The organism is Geomicrobium sp. JCM 19055, assembly GCF_000698185.1.
GTDB lineage: Bacteria > Bacillota > Bacilli > Bacillales > Marinococcaceae > Geomicrobium_A > Geomicrobium_A sediminis.
Genome location: NZ_BAXL01000001.1, coordinates 1 through 24,835 on the forward strand (window position 1 = coordinate 1; position 24,835 = coordinate 24,835).

Sequence of the window (24,835 nt, forward strand, 5' to 3'; positions counted from 1 at the left end):
GTGACAGCGACTTTATTATCTTATCATCTCTTGTCGTCCGCGTCAACAACTTTTTTTTAAAAGTTTTCGTTGTGATCGTTTGTGTTTCGTGATCTCTTGCGGCGACTCTTAGTATATTATCAGGGTTCTATTAGACTGTCAACAAATCTAGTAATATTTTTTTTAAAAAAATATTCGTGCTCCTATTTTTAGAATGGAAGCACGAAAAAATGAACGGCAAAAAGCATGAGAACCCTGGTATACCAAGGAATCCGGCGATAGAAGCTGTGAATAGGTTGATGGGCATGTGAATACCAGCTAAGTTTCCGAATAAGTTTATAAGAAACAAAGCAACTGCCCCTAATACCAATCGGATCGCTCCATTACCAATCCATTTCACTGGTTTTAACGAAGCTCCTACAAACATTAATATAAAAACTGCCACTCCAATAATTGATACAAGTACAATGGGTTCCATGTTTATATCCCCTTCTTCTTTCTAGTTTTCACCATTGTATGCTTGTACTCGTTTAGACTTTCCTTATTTCTAATAAAAAAAAGAAGAACCTTGGAATCGGCTCTTCTTACGTCATTCTTCTCGCTTCTTTTAAATATAAACGATACTTCGCTTCTTCTACTTTCACATACGTGAGTGCTTCATGACTTGGATCGATACTTTTCTCCATATGTTTCTTCTGTCTATGAAGCTTTTCTTTTTGTTGTTCAAGTAAATGGTAGATTCGTGCTTTTTCTCGTTTATAAACCTTTTTCTTTAGCTTCAAAGTTCTCGACGTCCTTCCACTGCTCTAGACAGTGTCACTTCATCTGCATACTCTAAATCTCCACCGACAGGTAAGCCATGAGCAAGTCTTGTTACACGTATTCCTGTTGGTTTAATCATTCTTGATAAATACATCGCTGTTGCTTCTCCTTCTATTGAAGGGTTTGTGGCAACCATAACTTCTTTAATTGTATCATCTTGCAGACGCTTAATTAATTCTGACATGCGTATATCTTCAGGCCCAATACCATCCATTGGTGAGATGGCTCCATGTAAAACGTGGTATTGACCACGATACTCTTGCATTTTCTCAAGAGCCATCACATCTTTAGAGTCTTCGACAACACAGATGACTGAACGATCCCGCTGACTATCATCACAAATCAAGCAAGGGTCTTTATCTGTAATATAGTAACAAACAGAACAATGCGTGAGATCTCGCTTTGCATTGACGAGTGCCTTTGCAAATTCAAGAACGTCGTCTTCTTTCATATTCAAAACATGAAACGCCAAGCGACTCGCCGTTTTTGGACCAATGCCTGGCAATTTCATAAATCCTTCGATTAACTTAGAAATCGGTGCAGGGTATTGCACGAATTCATTCCTCCTACATTAGGCCAGGAATATTCATTCCCTTCGTGAACTTACCTAAATCTTCCTCAACAAGCTTGTCTACTTGTTGCAAAGCGTCATTTGTTGCAGCAAGTACGAGGTCTTGTAGCATTTCTACGTCTTCAGGGTCGACAACTTCCTCATCCATGATAACTTCCAAGATACGCTTATCCCCAGAAGCAACCACTTTAACTGCCCCGCCTCCAGCTGTTGCTTCAACCGTCTTTTCTTTTAGTTTCTCTTGCGCCTCAGCCATTTGCTTTTGCATTTTTTGCATTTGCTTCATCATGTTACCCATGTTTTTCATCGTAAAATCCTCCTTAAGAATTGGACGGCGAGTCGTCAATGACATGCACAAACTCTTCACCGACAAGTTTATGCGCCTCTGTAATTAGGCGATCTTCTTCCTCTTTCACTTCTGCTTGCTCTGTTTCTTGCGTCGAGTTCTGATCTTCATCAGATTGGTTAGATCTAAAGTTCGATTTGAGCTCTTCCCATTGATGATTTAAAAGCGTAATAATTTGGTAGCTATGATCATTATTAGATGCAATAGCCCTTTCCGTCAATGTTCGAAATTTGTCATCGATCATTCCACGATGCATTTCATTTTGAAAAACGAGAATCATTGCATCTGTACTAGCAGCTACCGGCTTTGCATCATTGATCCACGCAGAAGCAGGAACACTTTCTTGCTTTATCGTGCGCAAGACATCTGCCCACTTGCTTTCAACTTTCGCTCGCTCTTCTTTTGATGCTTGTTGAAGCATTCGTGCGGCTTGTTTAACGGACGCCCCGTTTTGTGCCGTTGGCTGTGGCCTTCGTTTCGGAGGAGCTTTTTGATGTTGTTCTTCTCCAGAAGCTGCAGGTGATTGTGTTTTCACAGAATGAAGTTCTTTTTGCAACTGGGATAGTTGCTCTTTAAGTTGAGATACTTCACCTTGGTCAAACGCTGGTGCGGTTGTACTCCCGCCTGCTTTCGCTGCATGAATTAACGCCATCTCAAGAAAAATCTTCGGATGAGATGATCCTTTCATTTCACGTAACTCTCCGTGAAGACGTTCAATGCTATCATACACCCATGTACTCTCCACTCGCTCTGCCATCGATACAAATGCATCATCAGCTTGAACACGATCTAATAGTGTATTAAGAGACGGTGCGGTTTTATAAAGCATTAAATCACGTAAATAGTAAATTAAGTCTTCCATAAAACGAAGAGGATCTTTCCCCTCTCGAATTAATGCATCCGCAGCTTGAACGGCTTTTTCAGCATCTCCATCAATAATAGCCCCTACAGCGTCCGCCAAGAAACCTTGAGATACCGCTCCAGTAATTGCAAGCACATCGTCTGTACGAATCGTGTTATCTTCTGAAAATGATAATGCTTGATCAAGCAGACTCAATGCATCACGCATCCCGCCTTCTGCTACTCGAGAAATAAGGTGTAAAGCATCCTCTTCACATTCTGCTCCTACTTGTTCAAGAATGTAAGACATACGTTTGATTAATGTCTCCGGGCCAATTCGCTTAAAATCAAATCGTTGTGTTCTTGAGATGATCGTCAACGGAATTTTATGAGATTCTGTTGTTGCTAAAATAAAGATCGCATGAGCTGGAGGCTCTTCGAGTGTTTTCAGTAATGCGTTAAATGCTCCTGTAGAGAGCATGTGAACCTCGTCAATAATATATACCTTATACTTTACATCTCGAGGTGCTGCGATGACATTATCACGAATGTAGCGAATTTCATCTACACCATTGTTCGACGCTGCATCAATTTCTATTACGTCAACGACCGCTCCACTCTGGATCCCTTTGCAAGCCTCGCACGTATCACATGGTTCAGCAACCGGCGCATGCTCGCAGTTCACAGCTTTCGCCATAATTTTTGCAGCGCTCGTTTTCCCCGTTCCTCTCGGACCACTAAACAAGTAGGCGTGCGCTACTTTCTGTTGGATGAGGGCGTTTTGCAATGTTTTCGTGATGTGATTTTGACCTGCAACGTCTTCGAGCCGTTTCGGTCTCCAAACGCGATATAATGCTTGATAGCTCATAGCTTCTGCCCCCTCCTTTCCAGTCCTTTGACGCTTTGTTTCTATTATACTGTTTTGAAGTGTCTTTTTCAAAATGAAAAAAGCCCCTCTAGTAAAGAGAGACTTCAATAGCTATGTTATGTAACCGCGCACCTTCCGTCGATCTATGCACCACAAGCGTTACCTAAGCAGTTGGCTCGATTCAGGCAACTCCACGGCACACGAAAGGTCATGCTTACTGCTGCTTCCTTCCGGACCTGACAGGGTTCACATGTTTCCGTTGCGTAGAACCCAAACGTCAACACTACTTACAAAGGGCAGACCTCGCAGCGCATAAACCTCGGGAAGGGATTCAGTCTTGCTATAGCGGATTGCAAGTACAGGGCACCGCTAATTCCCCACCTAGCACGGCATGTTAAAGTATATCTGATCAGTTACTAGAAATCAATGGACTTGTTTAATTTCTTTCTCATCCGAAGTTTTTTTGAAAAAGTTCGTTAATAATTCACTACATTCATGACCGAGTACATCAGGGGTTACAACGCACTGATGGTTTAAACGTTCATCTTGGAGCACATTGCCGAGTGTCCCGGCGTAACCCGCCTTCGGATCTTTCGCTCCATAGACAACGCGAGGAATCCTCGCTTGCACAATCGCACCTGCACACATCGGACAAGGCTCTAACGTTACATATAACGTGCATTCTTCAAGACGCCAAGACCCAATTACACGATTCCCTTCCAAAATAGCCATACACTCTGCATGGGTAAACGTATGTTGATCATGTTCACGGCGATTATGAGCGCGACCAATAACCTCATCTTCATAAACGAGGACAGCACCAATCGGCACCTCATCAATCGCTTCCGCCTTTTTCGCTTCTTTAATCGCCAAACCCATAAAGTATTCGTCACGTTTTTGTTGTTCCATATGAAACAACTCTTTTCTTTTAAATTTAGACATAAAAAAAAGACCACTTCATCATAAAGTAGGTCGTGTTTTAAAAATATGGCGGAGGAGGAGGGATTCGAACCCCCGCGGGGCGTTAACCCCCTGGCGGTTTTCAAGACCGCTCCCTTCAGCCGGACTTGGGTACTCCTCCGAGTGTGATACAACGTGTCCGACAAAAATTATAGTATCACGGACAGATAGAGAAATGCAATAGTTTTTATGAATTTCTTTTGAAAAACTTTTTCTACTGCACGTAACATCTCTGTTCTGCCCATTTTACCATAACGATATACTTCTTACTTGATCGTATGCGCAGGTTCAGTACCTGTTAGCTCAACAATCTTGTTTGATTCATCTAGTATAGCTACTTTGGGTTGATAACCTTTACATTCGGCTTCTTCAATCATTGTATACCCAATAACAATAATAACATCTCCAGGTTGAACAAGTCTTGCGGCAGCCCCATTTAAACAGAACACACCACTCCCGCGCTCCCCGGCTATAATATACGTTTCTAGTCGCTCACCATTGTTATTGTTCACGACTTGTACTTTTTCATTTTCGACAAGATCAACGGCATCAAGTAAATCTTCATCGATTGTAATGCTGCCAACATAGTGCAGATTCGCTTCCGTAACGGTCGCTTTATGCAATTTGGCCTTCATCATATGACGGTACATCGCTTACTCCTTTGAACGGTTTTCTCCTTCATTAATGGTCCAAGTTAAATGTTTTTGGCCAAAGAAAAAAAACAATTCTTCACTAAAAGTACAACTCCTATTAAGGATGTTGTCTAAGCCTAGTATACATAACTGATCACACAGTTGTCATAAACGAATCGCATTTACATGTTTATAACTTCATCACGCGGGAACTATAGCACTATAATTAAAGATAGGGGCTCATAAAATGGCCAAGAAAGACCTTGAGAATCAGTCCTTACTTTTTGTTAAATTCCCAGAGCAAAGTCAAGCATATGAGGCACTATCTGAGCTTAAAAAGCGTTCCCAAGGACCAGAGCATCGCATTGTACAAGCTGCAGTCGTTGAAAAGAGCATTAATGACGATATGGTCTATAAAGATGGATTTACGACAGAACAAGAACATAGCAACGACTGGTTTAAAGGCGGAATGATCGGTGCCGTTGTTGGAATTCTAGGTGGCCCTTTTGGGGTTCTACTAGGCGGTGGAATCGGATCACTCATCGGTGCTGTTGTTACAGGAGACAAAATCAATGATCAAAGTAAAATCATTGATGGGAAATTAGATAGTATTGAAGCAGAAAATCCATTTATTATCGCTCTCATCGATGAAAATGATCAACGCTCATTAGATCAGACCTTTTATGAGATTGACGAACGAATCGTGATTCGTCGTAGCAAAGCTGAAGACGTAGCGAATGAAATTGCAGAGTCAGAAAGTAAGGCATAACACAAATGTGTTATGTCTTTTTTTACATCGACTATAACTAACAAGCATATTGTTCATTCCAAATATGTATTTCCGTTATTGAATAACAGACGATACACTAAAGGTACAAACTTGAAGTTAAAGGAGAGGAAATTATGACGTACAAAGTAGTCGGAAATATAAAAATAGACGATCAACTTTACCGATTTGTGAATGAAGACGTAATTCCCGGAACTGGAATTACTGCTGAATACTTTTGGCAACAATACGATCTTTTACTCAGTGAGTACCAAGCTGAAAACAAAAGCTTACTGCAAGAGCGAGAAACGTTACAACAGAAGATAAACGACTGGCACAAACAAAACTCAGGTAAAGAGCACTCCAGTGAATACGTCAATTTCCTTAAAGACATTGGCTACCTTGAAGAGCTAACTGCTCCTATTGAAATTACAACTAAAAATGTCGACACGGAAATTACAAACCAAGCTGGGCCACAGCTTGTCGTCCCTGTTAACAATGCTCGTTATGCGTTAAATGCTGCCAACGCTCGTTTCGGAAGCTTATATGATGCTCTTTATGGAAGCGATATTATCTCGGAAGAAAATGGGGCTACTCAAGGTTCTTCATACAATCCTGTACGAGGCGAGAAAGTCGTTGATCACGCGAAGTCATTCCTTGATCAAGCACTGCCTTTACAAGATGGAAGCCATAAAGACGTTACATCTTACAGCATTTTAGAACAACAAGTCGTTGCTACGACCGCATCGAAGCAAGTCCCGTTAAAGACACCATCACAGTTCATTGGGTTCAATGGAACAGAAGAAGACCCTTCTTCTCTATTATTCCTTAATAACAACAACCATCTTGAGCTCCAAATCGATCGAAATCATCCAATCGGAAAATCTGATTTATCTGGACTTAAAGACGTTATTTTGGAATCGGCAATTACGACGATTATCGACTGCGAAGATTCTGTAACCGCTGTAGATGCAGAAGATAAAGTACTCGTTTACCGCAACTGGCTCGGTCTAATGAAAGGTACTTTAGAGACGACATTTGAGAAAGACGGGAAATCGATCACCCGTAAGTTAAACAATGATCGGAATTATACGAGTCCAAATGGCGCATCGATTTCATTGCACGGTCGTTCCTTATTATTCATTAGAAACGTCGGTCACCTCATGACGACTGACGCAATTTTAGATGAACATGACAATGAAACACCTGAAGGCATCATGGATGGAATGATTACGAGCCTTATTGCACTCCATGATCTCAAAAAAACAAACGCTTTCCAAAACTCGAGAACTGGTTCGGTTTATATCGTAAAGCCGAAAATGCACGGATCAAAAGAAGTTGCCTTTACGAATAGCCTCTTTAATCGTATCGAAGATATTCTAAACTTAGATCGCTACACACTTAAAGTAGGGATCATGGATGAAGAACGTCGAACATCTTTGAATCTAAAAGCTTGTATTCAAGCTACTAAAGAACGAACGGTCTTTATTAACACAGGTTTCCTAGATCGTACGGGAGATGAGATTCATACGTCGATGGAAGCAGGAGCTGTCATTCCAAAAGCCGCAATGAAAGGAAGCACATGGTTAAACTCGTATGAGAAATCAAACGTCCAACACGGGTTAAATAGTGGTTTCCAAGGAAAGGCCCAAATCGGCAAAGGAATGTGGGCAATGCCCAACCTAATGAACGCAATGATCGAACAAAAAGGCGGTCAACTACGCGCAGGCGCAAATACAGCTTGGGTTCCTTCCCCTACTGCAGCTACGTTGCATGCGATGCATTACCATCAAATTGACGTTCAATCCGTTCAAGAAACATTACTAGGTGACCATACCGATTATTTAGAAGACATTTTACAAATCCCAACAACAAAAGAGACGTATAGCCAAGAAGACATTCAACAAGAACTGAACAACAACGCACAAGGTATTCTAGGTTATGTCGTCCGTTGGGTTGAGCACGGTGTCGGCTGTTCTACCGTTCCAGACATTAATGATGTTGGTTTAATGGAAGACCGAGCGACACTGCGTATATCTAGTCAGCACATGTGCAACTGGCTTTATCACGGCTTAACAAATGAAGAACAAGTAATGGAGACGATGAAGCGGATGGCCAAAGTCGTTGATGAACAAAATGCCGACGATCCAGCATACCGTAATATGGCACCAAACTTCGAAGACTCTGTTGCATTCCAGCTGCATGTGATCTCGTCTTCAAAGGAAAAGAACAACCGAGCGGCTACACGGAACCAATTCTTCACCAACGAAGAAAAGAAGCCAAACAAAAATTAGCCGTCAAATAACAAAAACCCGTAACTAGTAGAGCTAGTTACGGGTTTTTATTTAGGAATTTAACCATATAAAAATCACTTACAACGCTTCTTTCAAAGCATTGTAAGTGAAAGATGATGTTTATTTCTCAACAACACGAGGGTCTAGTGCATCTCGCAAACCGTCTCCAACAAAGTTAAAACTCAGAACGGTAAGGAAGATCATAAGACCAGGGAAAAGCGGGTACCACCATGCCGTTTGGAAGATCGTTAAATTTTGTGCTGCAGTTAACATATTTCCCCACGTTGCCGTTGGTGGACTAATTCCAATACCAAGGAAACTTAGCGTTGATTCAGCAATAATAAACTGCCCTACAGCAAGTGTCGCTGCAACAATCAATGGTCCAATGGCGTTTGGCATGATGTGATTAAAAATGATGCGCCATTTCGAGATGCCTAGCGTTCTTGCAGCTAGTACGAATTCTCGTTTTTTAAGAGATAGCATTTCACCACGAATTAACCTTGCCGTACTCATCCATCCTAATACGGCAAAAGAAACAATAAGCCAAAAAGGACTTGGACGGAATAGCGCTACTAACGTAATCATTAGAAAGATGTTTGGGAATGAAAAAAAGAATATCTACAATTCTCATAATAATACTATCAATAATCCCACCAAAATAACCAGCAATTGCTCCCATTGTTGCACCAATAAATGTTGCACTTGCCATTGCAGCAAAACCAACAAGTAAAGACATTTGTCCAGCATATAGTAAACGACTAAGTAAATCTCTTCCGAGTTGATCGGCTCCAAGTGGATATTCAGCACTCGGTTCGTGCAGACGAGCTGTTAATATTTGATAGTTTGGATCATGTGGTGCAAGTAGTGGTGCAAATACTGCCGAACCGATAATGAGTAAGAGCATCACTAAACCTATAACCGCTAATTTATTTTGAAAAAACTTAACAACGAATATTCCAAGCATCGAACGATGTTTTCCAAGATTATCATGATTATTATTAGGGGTCATAGGTTCAAGTTTTCGATGTTGTAATTGGTCCATAGTCTTTAATCCTCCCTAATACTCGATCCGTGGATCAACGATTGCATATAGAATGTCGGCAATAAGGTTACCGATAACAACAAGAACGGCTGTTAACATCGTGATAATCATAATAACTGGATAATCTCGTTGATTAACACTCGTCATAAATAAATCCCCTAATCCAGGCCATGAGAACACACTCTCTACAACGACTGAACCGCCAATCAACGTTGGCAACATAATCGCAATTAACGTAATAAGAGGCAATAAAGCATTTCTAAGACCGTGCTTGAGTATTACCTTACTTTCTTTAAAGCCTTTCGCTCTCGCTGTACGAATATAATCTTGATTTTTCACTTCTAACATGCTCGTTCTCGTATACCTAGTAAGTTGTGCCGTATCGGCAGTGGCTAAAACGAGTGCAGGTAAAAATAAATGATGTATTCGATCCATTATATTAAAATCTGCATTTAAGGTTTGTACACCACCAACAGGGAACCATCCAAATTGGACACTTAAAAACATGATAAGCATTAAACCGATCCAAAAGTTTGGAACAGCTACACCTGCAAATGAGACAAGTGTAATTGCATAATCTGTTTTTGTATACTGACGAACCGCTGAAATAATACCAATTGGAATTGCGATAATGATCGCTAATATCGTTGCCGCGGTCATCAAGATTAACGTGTTTGGTAATCGTTCTAAAAGCATGTCAGAAACGGGTCGTTTCGTAATGTAAGAATTACCGAAGTCTCCAGTAACAACCCCGCTAATCCAACGGGCATACTGAACTGGCAAAGGTTCATTTAATCCCATTGCTTCAATTTGCGCCTCGCGAGCCTCAGGTGGAACGTTTGGATCGACATCCAACACTGCAGGGCTCCCTGGTGCAAATTGCATTAGTGCAAACGTAATAATTGAAATTGCAATGAGCAGTGGAATTGTGATTAATAGCCTTCTAATAATATATGTAGTCATGATTCAAATCTCCTTTTATAAAAAAAGTGAAGAGAGGCTTCCCCCTCTTCACTTCTTGAATGAAGATTTACTCCTCAATCCACCATTCTTGAACTCGGAACAGACCTGCTCTTGAGTTGTAGCTATGGTTTTGAATGTTGTCTCGATACGCTTGGAATTCTGTTGGATAATACATAAACGTATAAACTTGATCTTCTGCTACTTGCATTGCTGCTTGTTGCAACGTTTCCATACGCTCATCAACGTCTAAGATTGCACGGTTATCTGTTGATAACTCATCAAATTCTTCGCTCTCATAGGCAATGTTATTTTGACCTGATTCAATATTTCTAGAATGGAACAATGATTCCATATTTGGATCAAGTGATAGGCTCCAAGCACCTGCTATGGCATCGAAGTCCCAATTAGGAGGATTAATACGGTCTAAATAAGCACCAAATTCCATTGTTTCAGTCTCTACCTCTATACCAATTTCTCCAAGCATTTGTTGTACTGCTACGATCCAATCTGTACGTACAAGTGCCTCAGAGTTCGTTAATAGACTGAATGCAAATACATCACCATCACCGTTAACGAGTTGACCACTGTCATTTTGTTCCCATCCTTCTTCAGCAAGAAGTTCAAGCGCTCCTTCTTGATCAAAAGGAATCGAATCAATTTCATCAGAATAAATTGGACCTTCTGGACTGTGTGGGAATTCTGCTACTGTTCCGTGACCATCCATAATTCCTTCAATGATTGCTTCACGATCAATGGCCATCGTTAAAGCACGACGAACATCTGCGGACTCGAACAATTCATTACGTTGATTATAGCCAATATAGTTATAACCAAACTGTGGCTCTTCTGCCAAGTTGTAACCATCAATTGCTTCTACTGTCACAACATCTTGCGGTGCTGCATTCATAATATCAAGCTCTCCAGCTTGTAGCATCGCAAGTTGGGCATCTGTATCCCCAACACGCCAAGTAATGTTTTGAATATATGGTCCTTCATTGTGGTAATCATCACGTGCCTCATAGTTAATATATTGGCCTACTGTCCAGTCTGTCATCACATAAGGACCTGCACCAATAACTGCATCTGTAGTACTTGCTTCATGCTCCTCGATATCTGCATACGTCTCAAGATCTCCTAGAACATGTTCTGGAACAATTGGAGCTTGCTCTAAAGAAGCTGTTAATGCAGCATCTGGTTCGCTCATCGTAAACGTAACTTCATACTCATCAGTTGCTTCTACATTCTCAACGCGCTCGAATAAGGTCGTCGATGTACCTGCATAATCTTCCATAAGATAAATACCTACAGTGAAGACAACATCGTCTGCTGTTAATTGCTCACCATCACTAAAAAAACACATCATCACGTAGTTGAATAACTTGCTCTAAACCATCTTCAGAAACTTCCGGTAAATCAACTGCAACATCCGGTTCTACATCAAATCCCTCTACTGTTTGACGATAAAGGGCAGCATGTACAAGGTCATGAGCATCACGCGATGCTGTATCTGAAACCGTAGCAGGTGTTAAACCGTTCGGTTCACCATCTGTACCAACAATAATTTCGCCACCTTCAACAGGTTCTCCAGTTGCAGCGGAGTCTCCATCCTCACCGTCGCTGTCCTCTACATTGTCGCCATCTGTTTCTTCTGTATCAGGCTCAGTTCCTTCATCAGCGCCAGTTTCTGCGCCTTCATCGCTACCTCCACAAGCGGCAAGCAACATCCCCATTGCAAAAATCATTACCAAAAACAACCATTGTGTTTTCTTCACCACTTAAAATCCCCCTTAAATTATCATAATAAGTTCTGAACGACCATACGACCTCACGTTGTTGAAAGATCCCCCTCATATGGAATAAAGCTTCATTAATGCAAATGACAAGCAACAAAATGATCTGGACGTACTTCTTTCATTTCTGGAATTACCTCTTTACAATGATCCATAACAAACGGACAACGTGTATGGAATACACAACCAGTCGGTGGATTAGCTGGACTAGGAATATCTCCTTTTAACAAGATACGTTCCTTTTTCACTTCACGTGGATGTGAGCGTGGGACCGCTGATAATAATGCTTGAGTATACGGATGTAATGGTTCATCGTACAAGTCTTTTTTTATTTGCTACCTCAGACATATTCCCGAGGTACATAACACCAATTCGATCTGAAAAGTGCTTAACGACACTTAAATCATGTGCAATAAATAGATAAGTAAGATCAAATTCATCTTGCAAGTCATTCAGTAGATTCAAAACTTGTGATTGAATTGACACATCCAGTGCCGATACAGGTTCATCACCTACGATTAACTTTGGATTTAATACTAGTGAGCGGGCGATACCAATACGTTGTCTCTGACCTCCTGAAAACTCATGAGGATAACGATTGATAAATGATGGATTTAACCCTACCCTTTCGAGAATTGATTGTGCATACTCCCTACATTCCTTATGTGTCTTATACATTCGATGTACTTTCAATGGCTCAATTAAGGTCGTCCCTACAGTTTTTCTAGGGTTTAACGATGAATAAGGGTCTTGAAAAACCATTTGCATATTCCGCCGTAAGTTGAACAAGTGTCTCTCTTTCTTTGAAGTAATATTTTCTCCTTCAAAAAAATATTTCTCCTTCTGTTGGCTCATACAAGCGAGTAATCGTTCTTCCGGCAGTTGATTTACCACAACCAGACTCACCGACAAGACCGAAAGTTTCACCTTTTCTGATAAAAAAATCAATACCATCTACGGCTTTGATATAACCCTTAGTACGTTGAAGTACTCCTGCCTTTATTGGAAAATACTTTTTTAAATTCCTTACTTCAAGAATTTTTTCAGAATGCTGAATTTTTTCATTGGGTTTGTTTTGAGCGACGATCGATGTCCCCATCCTTAACGACTCCTTCCTCATGTAGAAAACAGCGTACTTTATGTCCCGTTTCTTTCTCTAGTAATGTTGGCTGTTCTTCCGTACACACTTGCATCGCGTATGGACAGCGAGTCACAAAGCGGCATCCTTTAGGGAAGTTATCAGGTGTCGGTACTGAACCGGGAATAGATTGTAGACGAGTCTGTGCCTCGTTTAGTTTCGGCATAGAATTCAAAAGTCCTTCTGTATATGGGTGAAGAGGTTTGTCAAATATTTCGTCAATCTTCGCCTCTTCTACCACTTGTCCCCCATACATAACAACAACACGTTGTGCAAGTTCAGCTACGACACCAAGGTCGTGGGTAATGAGAATGATCGAAGAATCATAGTCTTTGGAAAGCCCTCTCATCAAATCGAGAATTTGTGCTTGTACGGTTACATCCAATGCAGTAGTAGGTTCATCGGCAATGAGCAACTTAGGGTTATTACTAAGTGCCATTGCAATCATGACCCGTTGCCTCATTCCCCCTGATAAACGGTGCGGATACTCACGCATCATTTCACGAGCTCGGGCAAAACCGACAATCTCTAACATTTCAATTCCTTTTTCATGTGCTTCACGTTTCGAGAAAGGTTGGTGATACATCAATTGTTCGCGAAGTTGTTCACCAATAGTATAAACCGGGTTTAATGACGACATCGGCTCTTGGAAAATCATCGAGATGTCGTTCCCCCGAACTTTATGCATATCTTTTTTTCGATTTCTTAAGTAAGTCTTCACCATTAAAGATAATTTCCCCGTTTGTGATTTTACCATTTGGTGCGGGGACGAGTTGCATAATGGAGAGCGAGGTCATGCTCTTGCCCGAGCCTGATTCCCCTACAATTGCTACTGTTTCTCCTTTTTCAACTGAAAAACTAACACGGTCAACAACAGTTAGTTCTTGTTTACGGCTGAAAAATGATGTCGTTACGTCTTTAAGTTCTATAACTGTTTCTTGCCCCAAAGCATGCACCCCCATTCAGTTAAATCTGTATGTATTTTTACACTTTATTGAATTGATAGATAATTAGAAATGCGTAACAAGTGCCCTTGTACGAATGACAATGAAACTACTGAACATTATAAGGGCAGGATTTCAATGATGCAACGTTTTATTTAGTCTATTTTTAATATTTTTGAGATTATATTGTCACAATTCGTAACAATCTTAGCGATCAATATACGAAAACGTATCTTTATACTGCTTTAATTCAACGTTTACATCAACGCTAATAATCCCTTCAATTTCTGATAGATCTTGGTTCACAAATGAGACGAGCTCATCGTTATTTTTGAAGTAAGCTTGGATGATTAGATCATGTTTACCAGAAAACGCACCGATAAATCGTACAGAGCCGTGACCTTGCAACTGGCAAGCAATTGAATCTTGCTTTCCTAATCGTGTTTCAAGTCCGATAATGGCTTGTACGTTTAAACCTACCTTGTTCGGATTCGTATGAATGATAAATTCAAATACATCCTCCTTTAGCATCTTATTGACACGTGAACGAACCGTCCCTTCGCTAACATCAAGAAGACGGGCAATTTCGCTATACGACTGCTTTCCATTTTGTTGCAAAAGAGCCAAAATTCTAAAATCCATTGTATCAAGTTCCATTCGCCCATCACATCGATTTCGTATATTATTTTAAATATTCACTACGCAATCGTTAGAAAAGAGTACATCTTCTATTGAATTCGTAGAATAATTTAGACTTATTATACGGTGTGCCGGCAATCTATGCAATGGTTTTTTTCATACAAGTATTTTCTTTAGAAAGCCGCAATACTGATTATTAAACTACGACTTTCTTCATCTTAAATAAGAGCGCACAAACGTGCGCTCTGATCGTTAAATCGTTTCTTTACCGCCCATATATGGAATTAATACGTTCGGAACACGAATCGTCCCGTCCTCTTGTTGGTAATTCTCGATAATTGCAGCAATCGTACGACCAACTGCAAGACCAGAACCATTTAACGTATGCACATACTCTGCTTGTGCTTTTGGTTCACGTTTAAATTTGATGTTTGCTCTTCTCGCTTGATAGTCTTCACAGTTACTACAAGAAGAGATTTCTTTATAGCTACCATAACTCGGTAACCATACCTCAAGGTCATACGTTTTTGCAGCTGTAAATCCAATATCACCAGAACATAAATCTAACACACGGTAAGGGAGCTCAAGTTCTTGTAATACGCGTTCCGCATGCCCCGTTAACTTCGTTAACGCCTCGTAAGAATCCTCAGGCTTCGTATACATAATCAGCTCGACTTTACTGAACTGATGCTGACGAATAATTCCACGTGTATCTCTTCCTGCAGAGCCTGCCTCAGCGCGGAAGCATTGACTATAGGCAACATATTTAAGATCAAGGTCGTCACCACTGAGAATTTCATTCCGGTGAAGGTTTACGACCGGTACTTCTGCAGTTGGAATTAAGTAATATGGTCCATCTTCAAGTGCAAACGCATCCTCTTCAAATTTCGGCAACTGTCCAGAACCAATCATGCTATCACGATGAACAATTTGCGGTGGTAACGTTTCAATATACCCATGCTCATCTGCATGCAAGTCCATCATCCACTGCATAAGCGCACGCTCTAGCCTAGCTCCACCACGTTTATAGTACGCGAATCGGCTTCCCGTCGTACGCGCTGCACGTTCAAAATCAATAATATCAAGCTCTGTTGCTAAGTCCCAATGCGCCTTCGGTTCAAATTCGAACGTTTTAGGTTCTCCCCACGTTTTTACTTCTACGTTTTGTTCTTCACTTTCACCGATTGGCACAGTTTTATGAACGAGGTTCGGAATTGTTAACAGTAAATGGTTGAGTTCCTCCTCAACACCTCGTAGTTCTTCGTCAAATTGTTTCATTGCTTGACCAATTTCTTTTGTTGCTGCTATTAGATCATCCGCGTTTTCTTTCGCACGCTTTCTCTCTGCAACTTGCTTACTAATTTCGTTACGTCTTTGCTTTTGTTCCTCAGTTTTGACGATTAACTCTCGGCGTTTCTCATCAAGCGTAATGGTGCGATCAACTTCTTCTGGATTGCCACCTTGAGACTTAATGTTGGTTTTTACTTCTTCTACATGTTGACGAATGTATTTCATATCTAACATAGCCATACCTCCTTTAAAATATAAAAAACCGCCCCTGTAAAAACAGGGACGGTTAAACCGCGATGCCACCCTCATTGTTGGTCTACAAAAGACCAACCAGCTCAAGCCCAATAACGCAGGGAATACGAAAGAACTTAGTTAAGAAACAACATTTCTCGTTCCGTTCTTCACTCAAGGCTGGATTCTTAACCGAATGTTTACCGGTTCGCAGCGACCACCGGCTCTCTGAGAAACTTCCGCTTAATACTATTGCCCGTCAACGTTTTTATTCATAGTGTAGACCATTTGTTCATGATTTACTCATTATAGCATGATTTTAAATTTACGAGAACCATCCACCAATCATGTCAGTTGTACGTCCCCAAAGCCCCGAGAAGAAATCACCGATGCCTCGCATGGAAAGTACGAACCAATTGGAACGCTCAACGTCTTGTTGTGTTACAACTGGTACTCGGTTTTGGTTTTCTAATTTTTCATTAAGGTATTCAACATCTTCCTCACCAGCATAAGAGATTGTTGCATACCCTACAGTCGTTCCTGCTTCAACAGGTGCATCTAACGTGCCGTCTTCATTAAGCACGTCTGCTGCAATCGTAAATTCAACATCAAAATTCTCTTCATCTCCAGATGAGACGGGCACTTCAATGTTAGAAGCCGTGGCAATGGCTACTTCTTGATCTCGTCCGCTTGGAACTTCAATCGTTAACATTTCAGGATCTTGTTGACCCTCTTCTACAATTTCAGCCGTTTCATACGTATCAAACCCATAATCATAGAGTACTTTTGTTTGTTGGAAACGTGCTGAGTTATCTTCTGTTCGCATTACAACAGACAATAAACGGGTTCCATCTTGCTCAACCGTTCCTGTAAATGCACTTCCCGCGCGCGAAGTTGAGCCTGTTTTTAACCCATCTACGCCTTCATACTCAAATAAATGCCCAGGTAACATCCAATTCCAGTTCGTCATTTCAACGTAATCATTCGTTCCCTCACGGAACGGCAAGGAAGGAATGTTCGCTGTTTCTAGAATTTCTGGGTACTCGGTAATCACGTGGTAAGCCAGTGTTGCCGTGTCTCTTGCTGACATTTCATTCTCAGCATTCTCATCAGTACCCTCAGGGTGGAACCCTTGCATACTCGAATTGTTTAACCCTGTTGAGTTAACAAAGTGTGTATTCGTAAGGCCTAACTCTTCAGCCGTTTCATTCATCAGATCAACAAAGGCCGCTTCACTACCTGCTACAGCTTCTGCTAACGCAATTGTTGAACCGTTCGCTGAGTAAATCGCCATCGCTTCATACATTTCTTCTACAGTATACGTCGTATCCGTACGTAAAAACACGTTTGATAAGGTTCTGTCTTGTGATAATAAGGCTACTTCATCGGTAACTGTTAACTCTTGATCCCACGATAATTCTCCTGCTTCAATCGCACGATTAACGAGGTATTCTGTCATCATCTTAGACATACTTGCTACCGGTAATTGTTCATCAATATTGTCTTCGTATAGAACGACGCCACTTTCCATATCAACGAGAATAGATGCTTCTGCATCAATTGACGGTTCCTGTGCTGATGCTGGAGTAATGGCAACTGTAGCGAGTAAGGCAGCTGCTGTTAATGCAGTCATTGATTTATATGTATATCGTTTCATATATGTACTTATCACGTTAACTAACACCCCTTGGTGATCTTGTCTAATCCAGACGTAATTTTACCACAGATGAACTGTAAAAAAATAGATGCCTGTAGACAGTTCTTAATTTGTCCCTTTTCAATCAAAAAAAAGACCCGGGAAATTCCGGGAAATGAAAACTATACGCTATAATTCGGAGCTTCTTTCGTAATTTGAACATCATGTGGATGACTTTCTTTTAAAGAAGCACTCGTAATTTTGATAAACTGACCGTGTTCATGAAGTGCTGCTAGGCTTTCTGTACCGCAGTAACCCATACCAGCACGCATTCCACCAGTCATTTGATAAAGGGTATCTGCAAGAGGACCTTTATAAGCAATGCGACCCTCGATCCCTTCTGGAACGAACTTTTTGTTTTCTTCTTGGAAGTAACGGTCGTTGCTTCCCTTTTCCATCGCTCCGAGAGAGCCCATACCTCGGTAAACTTTAAATTGACGACCTTGGTATATTTCTGTTTCTCCTGGACTTTCGCTTGTCCCTGCAAGCATGCTTCCTAACATAACTGCTGAAGCACCTGCTGCAAGAGCCTTCACGATATCTCCAGAGTATTTAATACCACCATCAGCAATGATCGGTACATCGTGTTTAGCAGCTTCTCTTGCACAATCGTAAACTGCTGTAATTTGTGGCACACCTACACCTGCGACGACACGAGTCGTACAGATTGAGCCTGGTCCAATCCCTACCTTAACGATATCAGCTCCAGCTTCAATAAGGTCTTTCGTTCCTTCAGCCGTTGCAACATTACCGACAATCAAGGTGACATCCGGGTACTCTTTACGAATCTCAGAAACCGTATCAAGAACTCCTTTAGAGTGACCGTGTGCCGTATCAATGACAAGTGCATCGACACTTGCTTCAACGAGAGCTTTGACACGAACGTTCGTATCTTTAGATACCCCTACAGCTGCCGCTACAAGTAAACGACCTTTTGAATCTTTCGCTGAGTGAGGGAATTCAATCGCTTTCTCAATATCTTTAATCGTAATAAGTCCCTTTAATGTCATATCTTCATCGACAAGAGGAAGCTTTTCAATTTTATGCTTTTGTAGAATTTGTTCTGCTTCATCAAGTGTCGTTCCAACTGGCGCTGTCACAAGGTTGTCTTTCGTCATGACATCATCAATAAGAATTGCGTAGTCTTCGATAAAACGTAAATCACGATTCGTTAAAATCCCAACTAGCTTCTGATCTTCATCAACGATTGGAACACCAGAAATTCGGAATTTACCCATCAAGTGCTCTGCATCAAACACTTGGCGATCACGTGTCAGGAAAAATGGATCGGTAATTACACCGCTCTCCGAGCGTTTTACTCGGTCTACCATTTCTGCTTGTTCTTCGACACTCATGTTTTTGTGAATAACGCCTAAACCGCCTTCACGGGCCATGGCAATCGCCATACCAGCTTCCGTAACTGTGTCCATTCCCGCACTAATAATCGGTACATTCAGTGGAAGCTTCTTCGTTAATTGTGTTGAAATGTTTACATTTCTCGGATGAATCTCAGATCTAGCCGGTACAAGCAAAACGTCATCGAACGTAAGTCCTTCTTTGGCAAACTTGTCTTCTCTCATCATTGAAGCTTCACCCTTTCTGGTCATTTCACGTGTATTCTTCGCTAAAACGGGGATAGTAATGCTAAAGATTGTAGAATGTATTTTTCCTATTTTATCACGTTTTTACGCAATGTTTAGGTGCGAACAAGAAGTTCTAACTTTCTAATAAATTGAAAGGAAAAACTTGTATGAACCGCTAAATGATGTCAGACCTTTTCTAGCAGTCGACCCTCTTCAGAAAAGCCTTCTTCGTTATTACATAAGAACTGGATATGAAGAGAAAAAGGCTAGTTCTTTCGCTTATCAAAATACTCTACCGTTTCTTCACCGGTTCTTACAAGGAGAACGACTCTTAAATACGCAAGAATCTGCTGATCTTCACATTCAACCTTTGCTTCTTTATTACGGATTCACAGAGTTTTTAAAAGCAATTATATTGTTTTATCAACCTTCCTATCCAGAAACAACATCCGTGCTTGCACATGGACTGAGTACGAGAAAACGGAAAAAGAAAGATTACCGTTTTATTGACGATGAAGTAAAAACACAACGCAACGGGCTGTTTCCGTTACTTTCTTCAAAAATGTTTCAGCTCACCATTGAAGAAGGAACACGTTTTAAAATGTCTGAGCTATTCGTTCAACTACACGATATGGAATCAATCATTCGTCACGATGCACGCATTATACCGCCGAAAAACACGACGATTGTTCCTGAATTACTTACGCATCACATGTTGTTATACAACTTGAGCATGATTAGCCGTTATGAGAGCGAGTGGTGGGGTGAACTAATTACGAGCCGCTTGTCTCAAGACGTGCCTTTAATTGAATTGTATTTACAACAAGCTGGAAATCGTATTCGTACGTTAATTCGTGAAGAAACATTAAAAGGCCTCATAACAATGTAAAAGACCCTCAACCATACAGTTGAGGGTCTAACTTGTTCTTTAAGATTCGTTTTGATCGTTGGAGTCATCTGAATCAACATCACTTGATGTAGACTCGTCTTCTTCTGGTGATTCATTTGTTACTTCTTCTACTGTTTCATTCGAAGTCTCTTCGATCATTTCTTCTATTTCTTCGGCTTCTTCGTCTGGCTCAAAAGGTGCAACAGAGGACACTTCTTCATCATCCGCTACACGTATTAACGTAACACCTTGAGCGTAACGACCGAGTGTTGAGATTTCGTCAGCTTTAATTCGAATCAAAACACCCTTCGCTGTGATTAACATTAAATCATAATCATCGGAGATGACACGGAGTGCGACAAGGTGCCCCGTTCGCTCCGTTAGCGTTGAAGCACGTAGTCCTTTTCCGCCTCGGTTTTGAATACGGAATTCATCTTCATTCGTTCGTTTTCCGTATCCATTGTTCGACACAATCAGTACCTTTTGACCGGTTCCGACAATATCCATACCAACCACTTGATCGTTTTCATCAAGGTTAATGGCTTTTACACCACCTGCTGTACGTCCCATAGAACGTACATCTTCTTCCTCAAATCGAATCGCCATTGCATTTTTAGTACCGATAATAACATGATCGTCCCCATTCGTTAATCGAACCCCGTGAAGCTCATCGTCATCACGAAGATTAATGGCAAAGAGACCGCCTTTGCGAATGTTTGCGTATGCTGATAACGGTGTACGTTTGGCAATGCCTTTCTTCGTTAGGAAGAACAGGTAATTGTCGTCGCTAAATTCATCGATCGGAATGACCGTACTAATTTCTTCGCCTTTTTCAATTTGAAGCAAATTAATAATTGGAATTCCCTTTGCTGTACGACTAAGCTCTGGAATTTCGTATCCTTTTAAGCGATACACCTTCCCTTTATTCGTAAAGAAGAGAATCGTTTGGTGTGAGTTCGTCGTAAAGAGATGCTCAACGAAATCACCGTCATTCGTTCCCATTCCTTGAATTCCACGACCACCACGGCGTTGACTCTTATACGTCGTAATCGGCAAGCGCTTAATGTATCCTTCATGCGTAACCGTGATGACAATGTTTTCTTGAGGAATTAGGTCTTCATCTTCAAGAACGTTCTCACTCGCATGAATCGCCGTACGTCGTTCATCATTGTAACGTTCTCTTACCTCAGCAAGCTCTTCACGAATAAGCGTGAGTACTTTCTCATCATCCGCAAGAATCGCTTTTAATTCAGCAATTTTAGCGATTAACTCGTTATACTCTTGCTCAATCTTGTCTCGTTCAAGACCTGTTAATCGTTGAAGACGCATATCTAAAATCGCTTGAGCTTGTTCATAAGAAAGTTCATAGCTTTCCATTAAGCCATTACGTGCAATTTCAGTCGTCTCAGAGGCACGAATGAGCGCGATAATGTCATCAATATGATCAAGAGCAATTCGAAGTCCCTCGAGAATATGAGCTCTCGCTTCCGCTTTATTCAAATCAAACTGTGTACGACGACGAATGACTTCAATTTGGTGATCCAAGTAATGCTTTAGTGTCTCTTTTAAGTTCAACACTTTTGGCTGACCGCCAACGAGAGCTAGCATATTAATTCCAAACGTCGTTTGTAGTGACGTGAGCTTATACAGATTGTTCAATAACACATTGGAATTGGTATCCTTACGAACTTCAATGACAATGCGCATACCTTGTCTAGCCGACTCATCGCGAAGATCTGTAATTCCTTCGATCTTCTTCTCGCGTACAAGCTCTGCAATTTTTTTCAACAAGGCGTGCTTTGTTCACTTGATAAGGAAGTTCCGTGACGATAATTTCTTCCTTACCACTCGGTTTCGTATCAATGTGAACGTTAGCACGAAGCGTAATCGATCCTCGACCTGTTTGATAAGCTTTACGGATTCCACTTCTACCCATAATTAAGCCAGCTGTAGGGAAATCAGGTCCTGGAATGTACTCCATTAATTCTTCAATCGTAATCTCCTCATCTTTGCTATAAGCAAGCAATCCGTCGATCACTTCTCCGAGTTGATGAGGAGGGATGTTCGTTGCCATACCTACGGCAATACCTGAAGCTCCGTTTACGAGTAAGTTCGGGAATCTTGCTGGTAACACGACTGGTTCACGTTCTGCACCATCATAGTTGTCTTGATAGTCGATCGTATCTTTACGAATATCACGAACGAGTTCAGTTGAAATCTTGGACATTTTGGCTTCTGTATACCGCATCGCTGCTGCAGAATCACCATCAACCGATCCAAAGTTTCCGTGTCCGTCAACGAGCATATAACGATAGCTGAAGTCTTGAGCCATACGAACCATCGCTTCGTATACAGCAGAGTCTCCGTGTGGATGGTATTTACCGATGACATCGCCGACAATACGTGCTGATTTCTTGTATGCCTTATCTGGTGTCATTCCTAATTCATTCATGGCGTAGAGAATACGTCGATGAACAGGTTTCATACCATCTCGAACGTCAGGAAGTGCACGGCTAACGATTACACTCATTGCGTAGTCAAGAAATGACGTTTGCATCTCTTGACTAATATTAATTTCATGAATTCTTGATTCCTGGTCTGCCATCCTCTTACCTCCAATTCCTTAAACGAACCAAACTGAATTACACGTCCAAGTTCTTTACATACTCCGCGTTCTCTTGGATAAATTCACGTCTTGGTTCTACACGATCTCCCATCAACGTCTCAAACACTTGGTCTGCAAGCATAGCGTCTTCCAATGTGACCTGTAATAGCGTCCGCTCATCAGGATCCATCGTTGTTTCCCAAAGTTGTTCAGCGTTCATTTCCCCAAGACCTTTGTAACGCTGCACATCTGGTTTTGGTGTTTCTGGCCATTCTTCTAAAGTCGCTTTTAATTGTTTATCAGAGTGAACATAGGCAATTTTTTTTACCTTGCTTCACTTGGAACAATGGCGGCTGTGCAATGTACACGTAGCCATGTTCAATGAGCGGTCTCATAAAGCGATAGAAGAACGTTAAGATCAATGTTCGAATGTGGGCACCATCAACGTCCGCATCCGTCATTAACATGATCTTATGGTATCGAGCCTTCTCAATATTGAACTCATCAGCAATCCCTGTTCCTAATGCTGTAATGATCGTGCGAATTTCATTGTTCGCTAAAATCTTATCTAGTCTCGCTTTTTCAACGTTTAGGATTTTACCACGTAATGGCAAAATTGCTTGAAAGTGACGATCTCGTCCCATCTTCGCTGAACCACCAGCAGAGTCACCCTCTACGATGTAAAGCTCACTAATTGAAGCATCCCTTGACGAGCAATCCGCCAATTTACCAGGGAGCGCCCCGACTTCTAATGCACTTTTACGGCGCGTTAAGTCTCGGGCTTTTTTTCGCTGCTTCTCTTGCTCTTGAAGCTGTAATTCCCTTCTCAACAATTAGTCTTGCCGTGTCTGGATTTTCTGCCAAGAAACGTGCAAATAACAAACTAAACTGTTGGTCAGTAGCCGTTCTAGCTTCACTGTTTCCAAGTTTTGTTTTCGTTTGACCTTCAAATTGAGGATCAGGAATCTTAACTGAGATAATAGCCGTTAATCCTTCACGAACATCTTCACCGACAAGGTTAGGGTCGTTGTCTTTAAACAACTGGTGCTGACGCGCATAGTTGTTTATTACACGTGTGAGTGCTGTTTTGAACCCCGACTCATGTGTTCCGCCTTCGTGCGTGTTGATGTTATTCGCAAACGAATAAATGCTACTCGTAAAGCTATCATTGTATTGAACCGCTACTTCAACGGTCATACCATCTTGTTCACTTTCAATAAAGATCGGCGGTTCATGTAACGCTTGTTTGGAACGGTTTATATATTCTACAAATGAGCGAATACCACCCTCATAGAAATATTCATGTTTCTCTGGCTCATCTTCACGCATGTCTGTGAAAATAATACGTAAACCTTTGTTCAAAAAGGCGAGCTCGCGAATTCGCGTTTTTAAAGTCTCTGCATCATATTCTGTCGTTTCTGTGAAGATAAGTGGATCTGGCTTGAAATGAACACGCGTTCCTGTTAATTCCGTCTCACCAATCACTTCAATGTCATTTTGAATATTTCCTTGTTTAAATGACTGCATATGAACCTTGTTATCACGGTAAACATGAACTTCTAAGTGCTCGGATAAAGCGTTAACAACTGACGCACCTACCCCGTGCAAACCACCAGAAACCTTGTACCCTCCAGCACCAAATTTACCTCCAGCATGAAGAACCGTCATAATGACTTCAAGCGCAGGTCTTCCTGTCTTCTCTTGAATATCTACTGGAATACCACGGCCGTTATCAGTAACCGTAATGCTATTATCTTCTTCGAGTACAATGTTAATCTCATCTGCATAGCCAGCCATCGCCTCGTCGATACTGTTATCAACAATTTCCCATACGAGGTGGTGCAATCCCTTCGGTCCTGTTGAACCAATGTACATGCCTGGACGTTTACGGACTGGATCTAATCCTTCTAGTACTTGTATTTGACTTGCATCGTAAGAGTGTTCCAT

At 41.3% G+C, this 24,835-nt stretch carries 16 protein-coding genes, 1 tRNA gene, 1 other RNA gene, 6 pseudogenes and 1 other annotated feature; of the genes and pseudogenes, 3 read left to right on the forward strand and 21 right to left on the reverse strand.

The annotated features are described in order from the left end of the window. Positions 1-130: 130 nt before the first annotated feature. The 9 genes from JCM19055_RS00005 to panD form a co-directional block, all read right to left on the reverse strand. Positions 131-457: a pro-sigmaK processing inhibitor BofA family protein gene (locus JCM19055_RS00005; RefSeq protein ID WP_081833325.1), complete on the reverse strand. Its 327-nt coding sequence runs from the start codon at positions 455-457 to the stop codon at positions 131-133. A 106-nt stretch (positions 458-563) separates the two neighbouring features. After that, the gene (locus JCM19055_RS00010; protein WP_042358003.1) at positions 564-761 is read right to left on the reverse strand and encodes a DUF2508 family protein; all 198 of its coding nucleotides are present in this window, start codon (positions 759-761) and stop codon (positions 564-566) included. Then, positions 758-1,354: a recombination mediator RecR gene (gene recR, locus JCM19055_RS00015; RefSeq protein ID WP_042358006.1), complete on the reverse strand. Its 597-nt coding sequence runs from the start codon at positions 1,352-1,354 to the stop codon at positions 758-760. Before recR ends, JCM19055_RS00010 begins: the two co-directional genes overlap by 4 nt. 13 nt (positions 1,355-1,367) lie before the next feature. Then, positions 1,368-1,679, reverse strand: a complete 312-nt coding sequence (locus JCM19055_RS00020; protein ID WP_042358010.1) for a YbaB/EbfC family nucleoid-associated protein — start codon at positions 1,677-1,679, stop codon at positions 1,368-1,370. A gap of 13 nt (positions 1,680-1,692) precedes the next feature. Then, entirely contained in the window at positions 1,693-3,426 is a 1,734-nt protein-coding gene (gene dnaX / locus JCM19055_RS00025) for a DNA polymerase III subunit gamma/tau (protein ID WP_042358012.1), read from the reverse strand. A gap of 124 nt (positions 3,427-3,550) precedes the next feature. Further along, positions 3,551-3,816: signal recognition particle sRNA large type (gene ffs / locus JCM19055_RS24950), an RNA gene on the reverse strand. 33 nt (positions 3,817-3,849) lie between these two features. Continuing rightward, complete coding sequence (gene tadA / locus JCM19055_RS00030) at positions 3,850-4,368, reverse strand: tRNA adenosine(34) deaminase TadA (RefSeq protein WP_265181599.1); 519 nt, start codon at positions 4,366-4,368, stop codon at positions 3,850-3,852. A 46-nt stretch (positions 4,369-4,414) separates the two neighbouring features. Continuing rightward, a tRNA-Ser gene (locus JCM19055_RS00035) sits at positions 4,415-4,507 on the reverse strand. A gap of 145 nt (positions 4,508-4,652) precedes the next feature. Beyond that, on the reverse strand, positions 4,653-5,036 hold the full coding sequence (gene panD / locus JCM19055_RS00040; protein ID WP_042358017.1) for an aspartate 1-decarboxylase: 384 nt from the start codon (positions 5,034-5,036) through the stop codon (positions 4,653-4,655). 229 nt (positions 5,037-5,265) lie between these two features. On the opposite strand from panD, the gene JCM19055_RS00045 reads away from it, so the two are divergent. Both JCM19055_RS00045 and JCM19055_RS00050 read left to right on the forward strand, forming a co-directional pair. After that, a complete protein-coding gene (locus JCM19055_RS00045; protein WP_042358018.1) occupies positions 5,266-5,787 on the forward strand; it encodes a hypothetical protein in 522 nt (173 codons plus the stop codon). 131 nt (positions 5,788-5,918) lie between these two features. After that, a pseudogene (locus JCM19055_RS00050) lies at positions 5,919-8,089 on the forward strand (malate synthase G). Positions 8,090-8,198: 109 nt separating this feature from the next. Here JCM19055_RS00050 and opp4C read toward each other — a convergent pair. The 10 genes and pseudogenes from opp4C to guaB form a co-directional block, all read right to left on the reverse strand. Beyond that, a pseudogene (gene opp4C / locus JCM19055_RS00055) lies at positions 8,199-9,087 on the reverse strand (oligopeptide ABC transporter permease). 48 nt (positions 9,088-9,135) lie between these two features. Next, the gene (locus tag JCM19055_RS00060) at positions 9,136-10,083 is read right to left on the reverse strand and encodes an ABC transporter permease (protein ID WP_042358019.1); all 948 of its coding nucleotides are present in this window, start codon (positions 10,081-10,083) and stop codon (positions 9,136-9,138) included. 67 nt (positions 10,084-10,150) lie between these two features. Further along, positions 10,151-11,446, reverse strand: a complete 1,296-nt coding sequence (locus tag JCM19055_RS00065; RefSeq protein WP_042358020.1) for an ABC transporter substrate-binding protein — start codon at positions 11,444-11,446, stop codon at positions 10,151-10,153. Then, positions 11,430-11,858: a hypothetical protein gene (locus tag JCM19055_RS00070; protein WP_042358022.1), complete on the reverse strand. Its 429-nt coding sequence runs from the start codon at positions 11,856-11,858 to the stop codon at positions 11,430-11,432. Before JCM19055_RS00070 ends, JCM19055_RS00065 begins: the two co-directional genes overlap by 17 nt. Positions 11,859-11,950: 92 nt before the next feature. Beyond that, positions 11,951-12,972 (reverse strand): annotated as a pseudogene (locus JCM19055_RS00075) (ABC transporter ATP-binding protein). Next, positions 12,935-13,973: pseudogene (locus tag JCM19055_RS00080) on the reverse strand (ABC transporter ATP-binding protein). Before JCM19055_RS00080 ends, JCM19055_RS00075 begins: the two co-directional pseudogenes overlap by 38 nt. Before the next feature lie 189 nt (positions 13,974-14,162). Next, a complete protein-coding gene (locus tag JCM19055_RS00085; protein WP_265181600.1) occupies positions 14,163-14,597 on the reverse strand; it encodes an Lrp/AsnC family transcriptional regulator in 435 nt (144 codons plus the stop codon). A 249-nt stretch (positions 14,598-14,846) separates the two neighbouring features. Next, positions 14,847-16,118 carry a serine--tRNA ligase gene (serS, locus tag JCM19055_RS00090; RefSeq protein WP_042358024.1) on the reverse strand — a complete coding sequence of 424 codons (1,272 nt, stop codon included), beginning with the start codon at positions 16,116-16,118 and terminating at the stop codon, positions 14,847-14,849. 41 nt (positions 16,119-16,159) lie between these two features. Continuing rightward, positions 16,160-16,387, reverse strand: a binding site (T-box leader). A 53-nt stretch (positions 16,388-16,440) separates the two neighbouring features. Next, positions 16,441-17,787: a D-alanyl-D-alanine carboxypeptidase family protein gene (locus tag JCM19055_RS00095; protein ID WP_265181601.1), complete on the reverse strand. Its 1,347-nt coding sequence runs from the start codon at positions 17,785-17,787 to the stop codon at positions 16,441-16,443. Positions 17,788-17,933: 146 nt separating this feature from the next. Continuing rightward, positions 17,934-19,391: an IMP dehydrogenase gene (gene guaB / locus JCM19055_RS00100; protein ID WP_042358311.1), complete on the reverse strand. Its 1,458-nt coding sequence runs from the start codon at positions 19,389-19,391 to the stop codon at positions 17,934-17,936. Positions 19,392-19,557: 166 nt separating this feature from the next. Here guaB and JCM19055_RS00105 point away from each other — a divergent pair, with 166 nt between their 5' ends. Next, complete coding sequence (locus JCM19055_RS00105) at positions 19,558-20,283, forward strand: YaaC family protein (RefSeq protein ID WP_052365708.1); 726 nt, start codon at positions 19,558-19,560, stop codon at positions 20,281-20,283. 39 nt (positions 20,284-20,322) lie between these two features. Here the strand turns inward: JCM19055_RS00105 and gyrA are convergent. After that, positions 20,323-22,888: pseudogene (gene gyrA / locus JCM19055_RS00110) on the reverse strand (DNA gyrase subunit A). Between the two features lie 37 nt (positions 22,889-22,925). Then, positions 22,926-24,835, reverse strand: a pseudogene (gyrB, locus tag JCM19055_RS00115) (DNA topoisomerase (ATP-hydrolyzing) subunit B).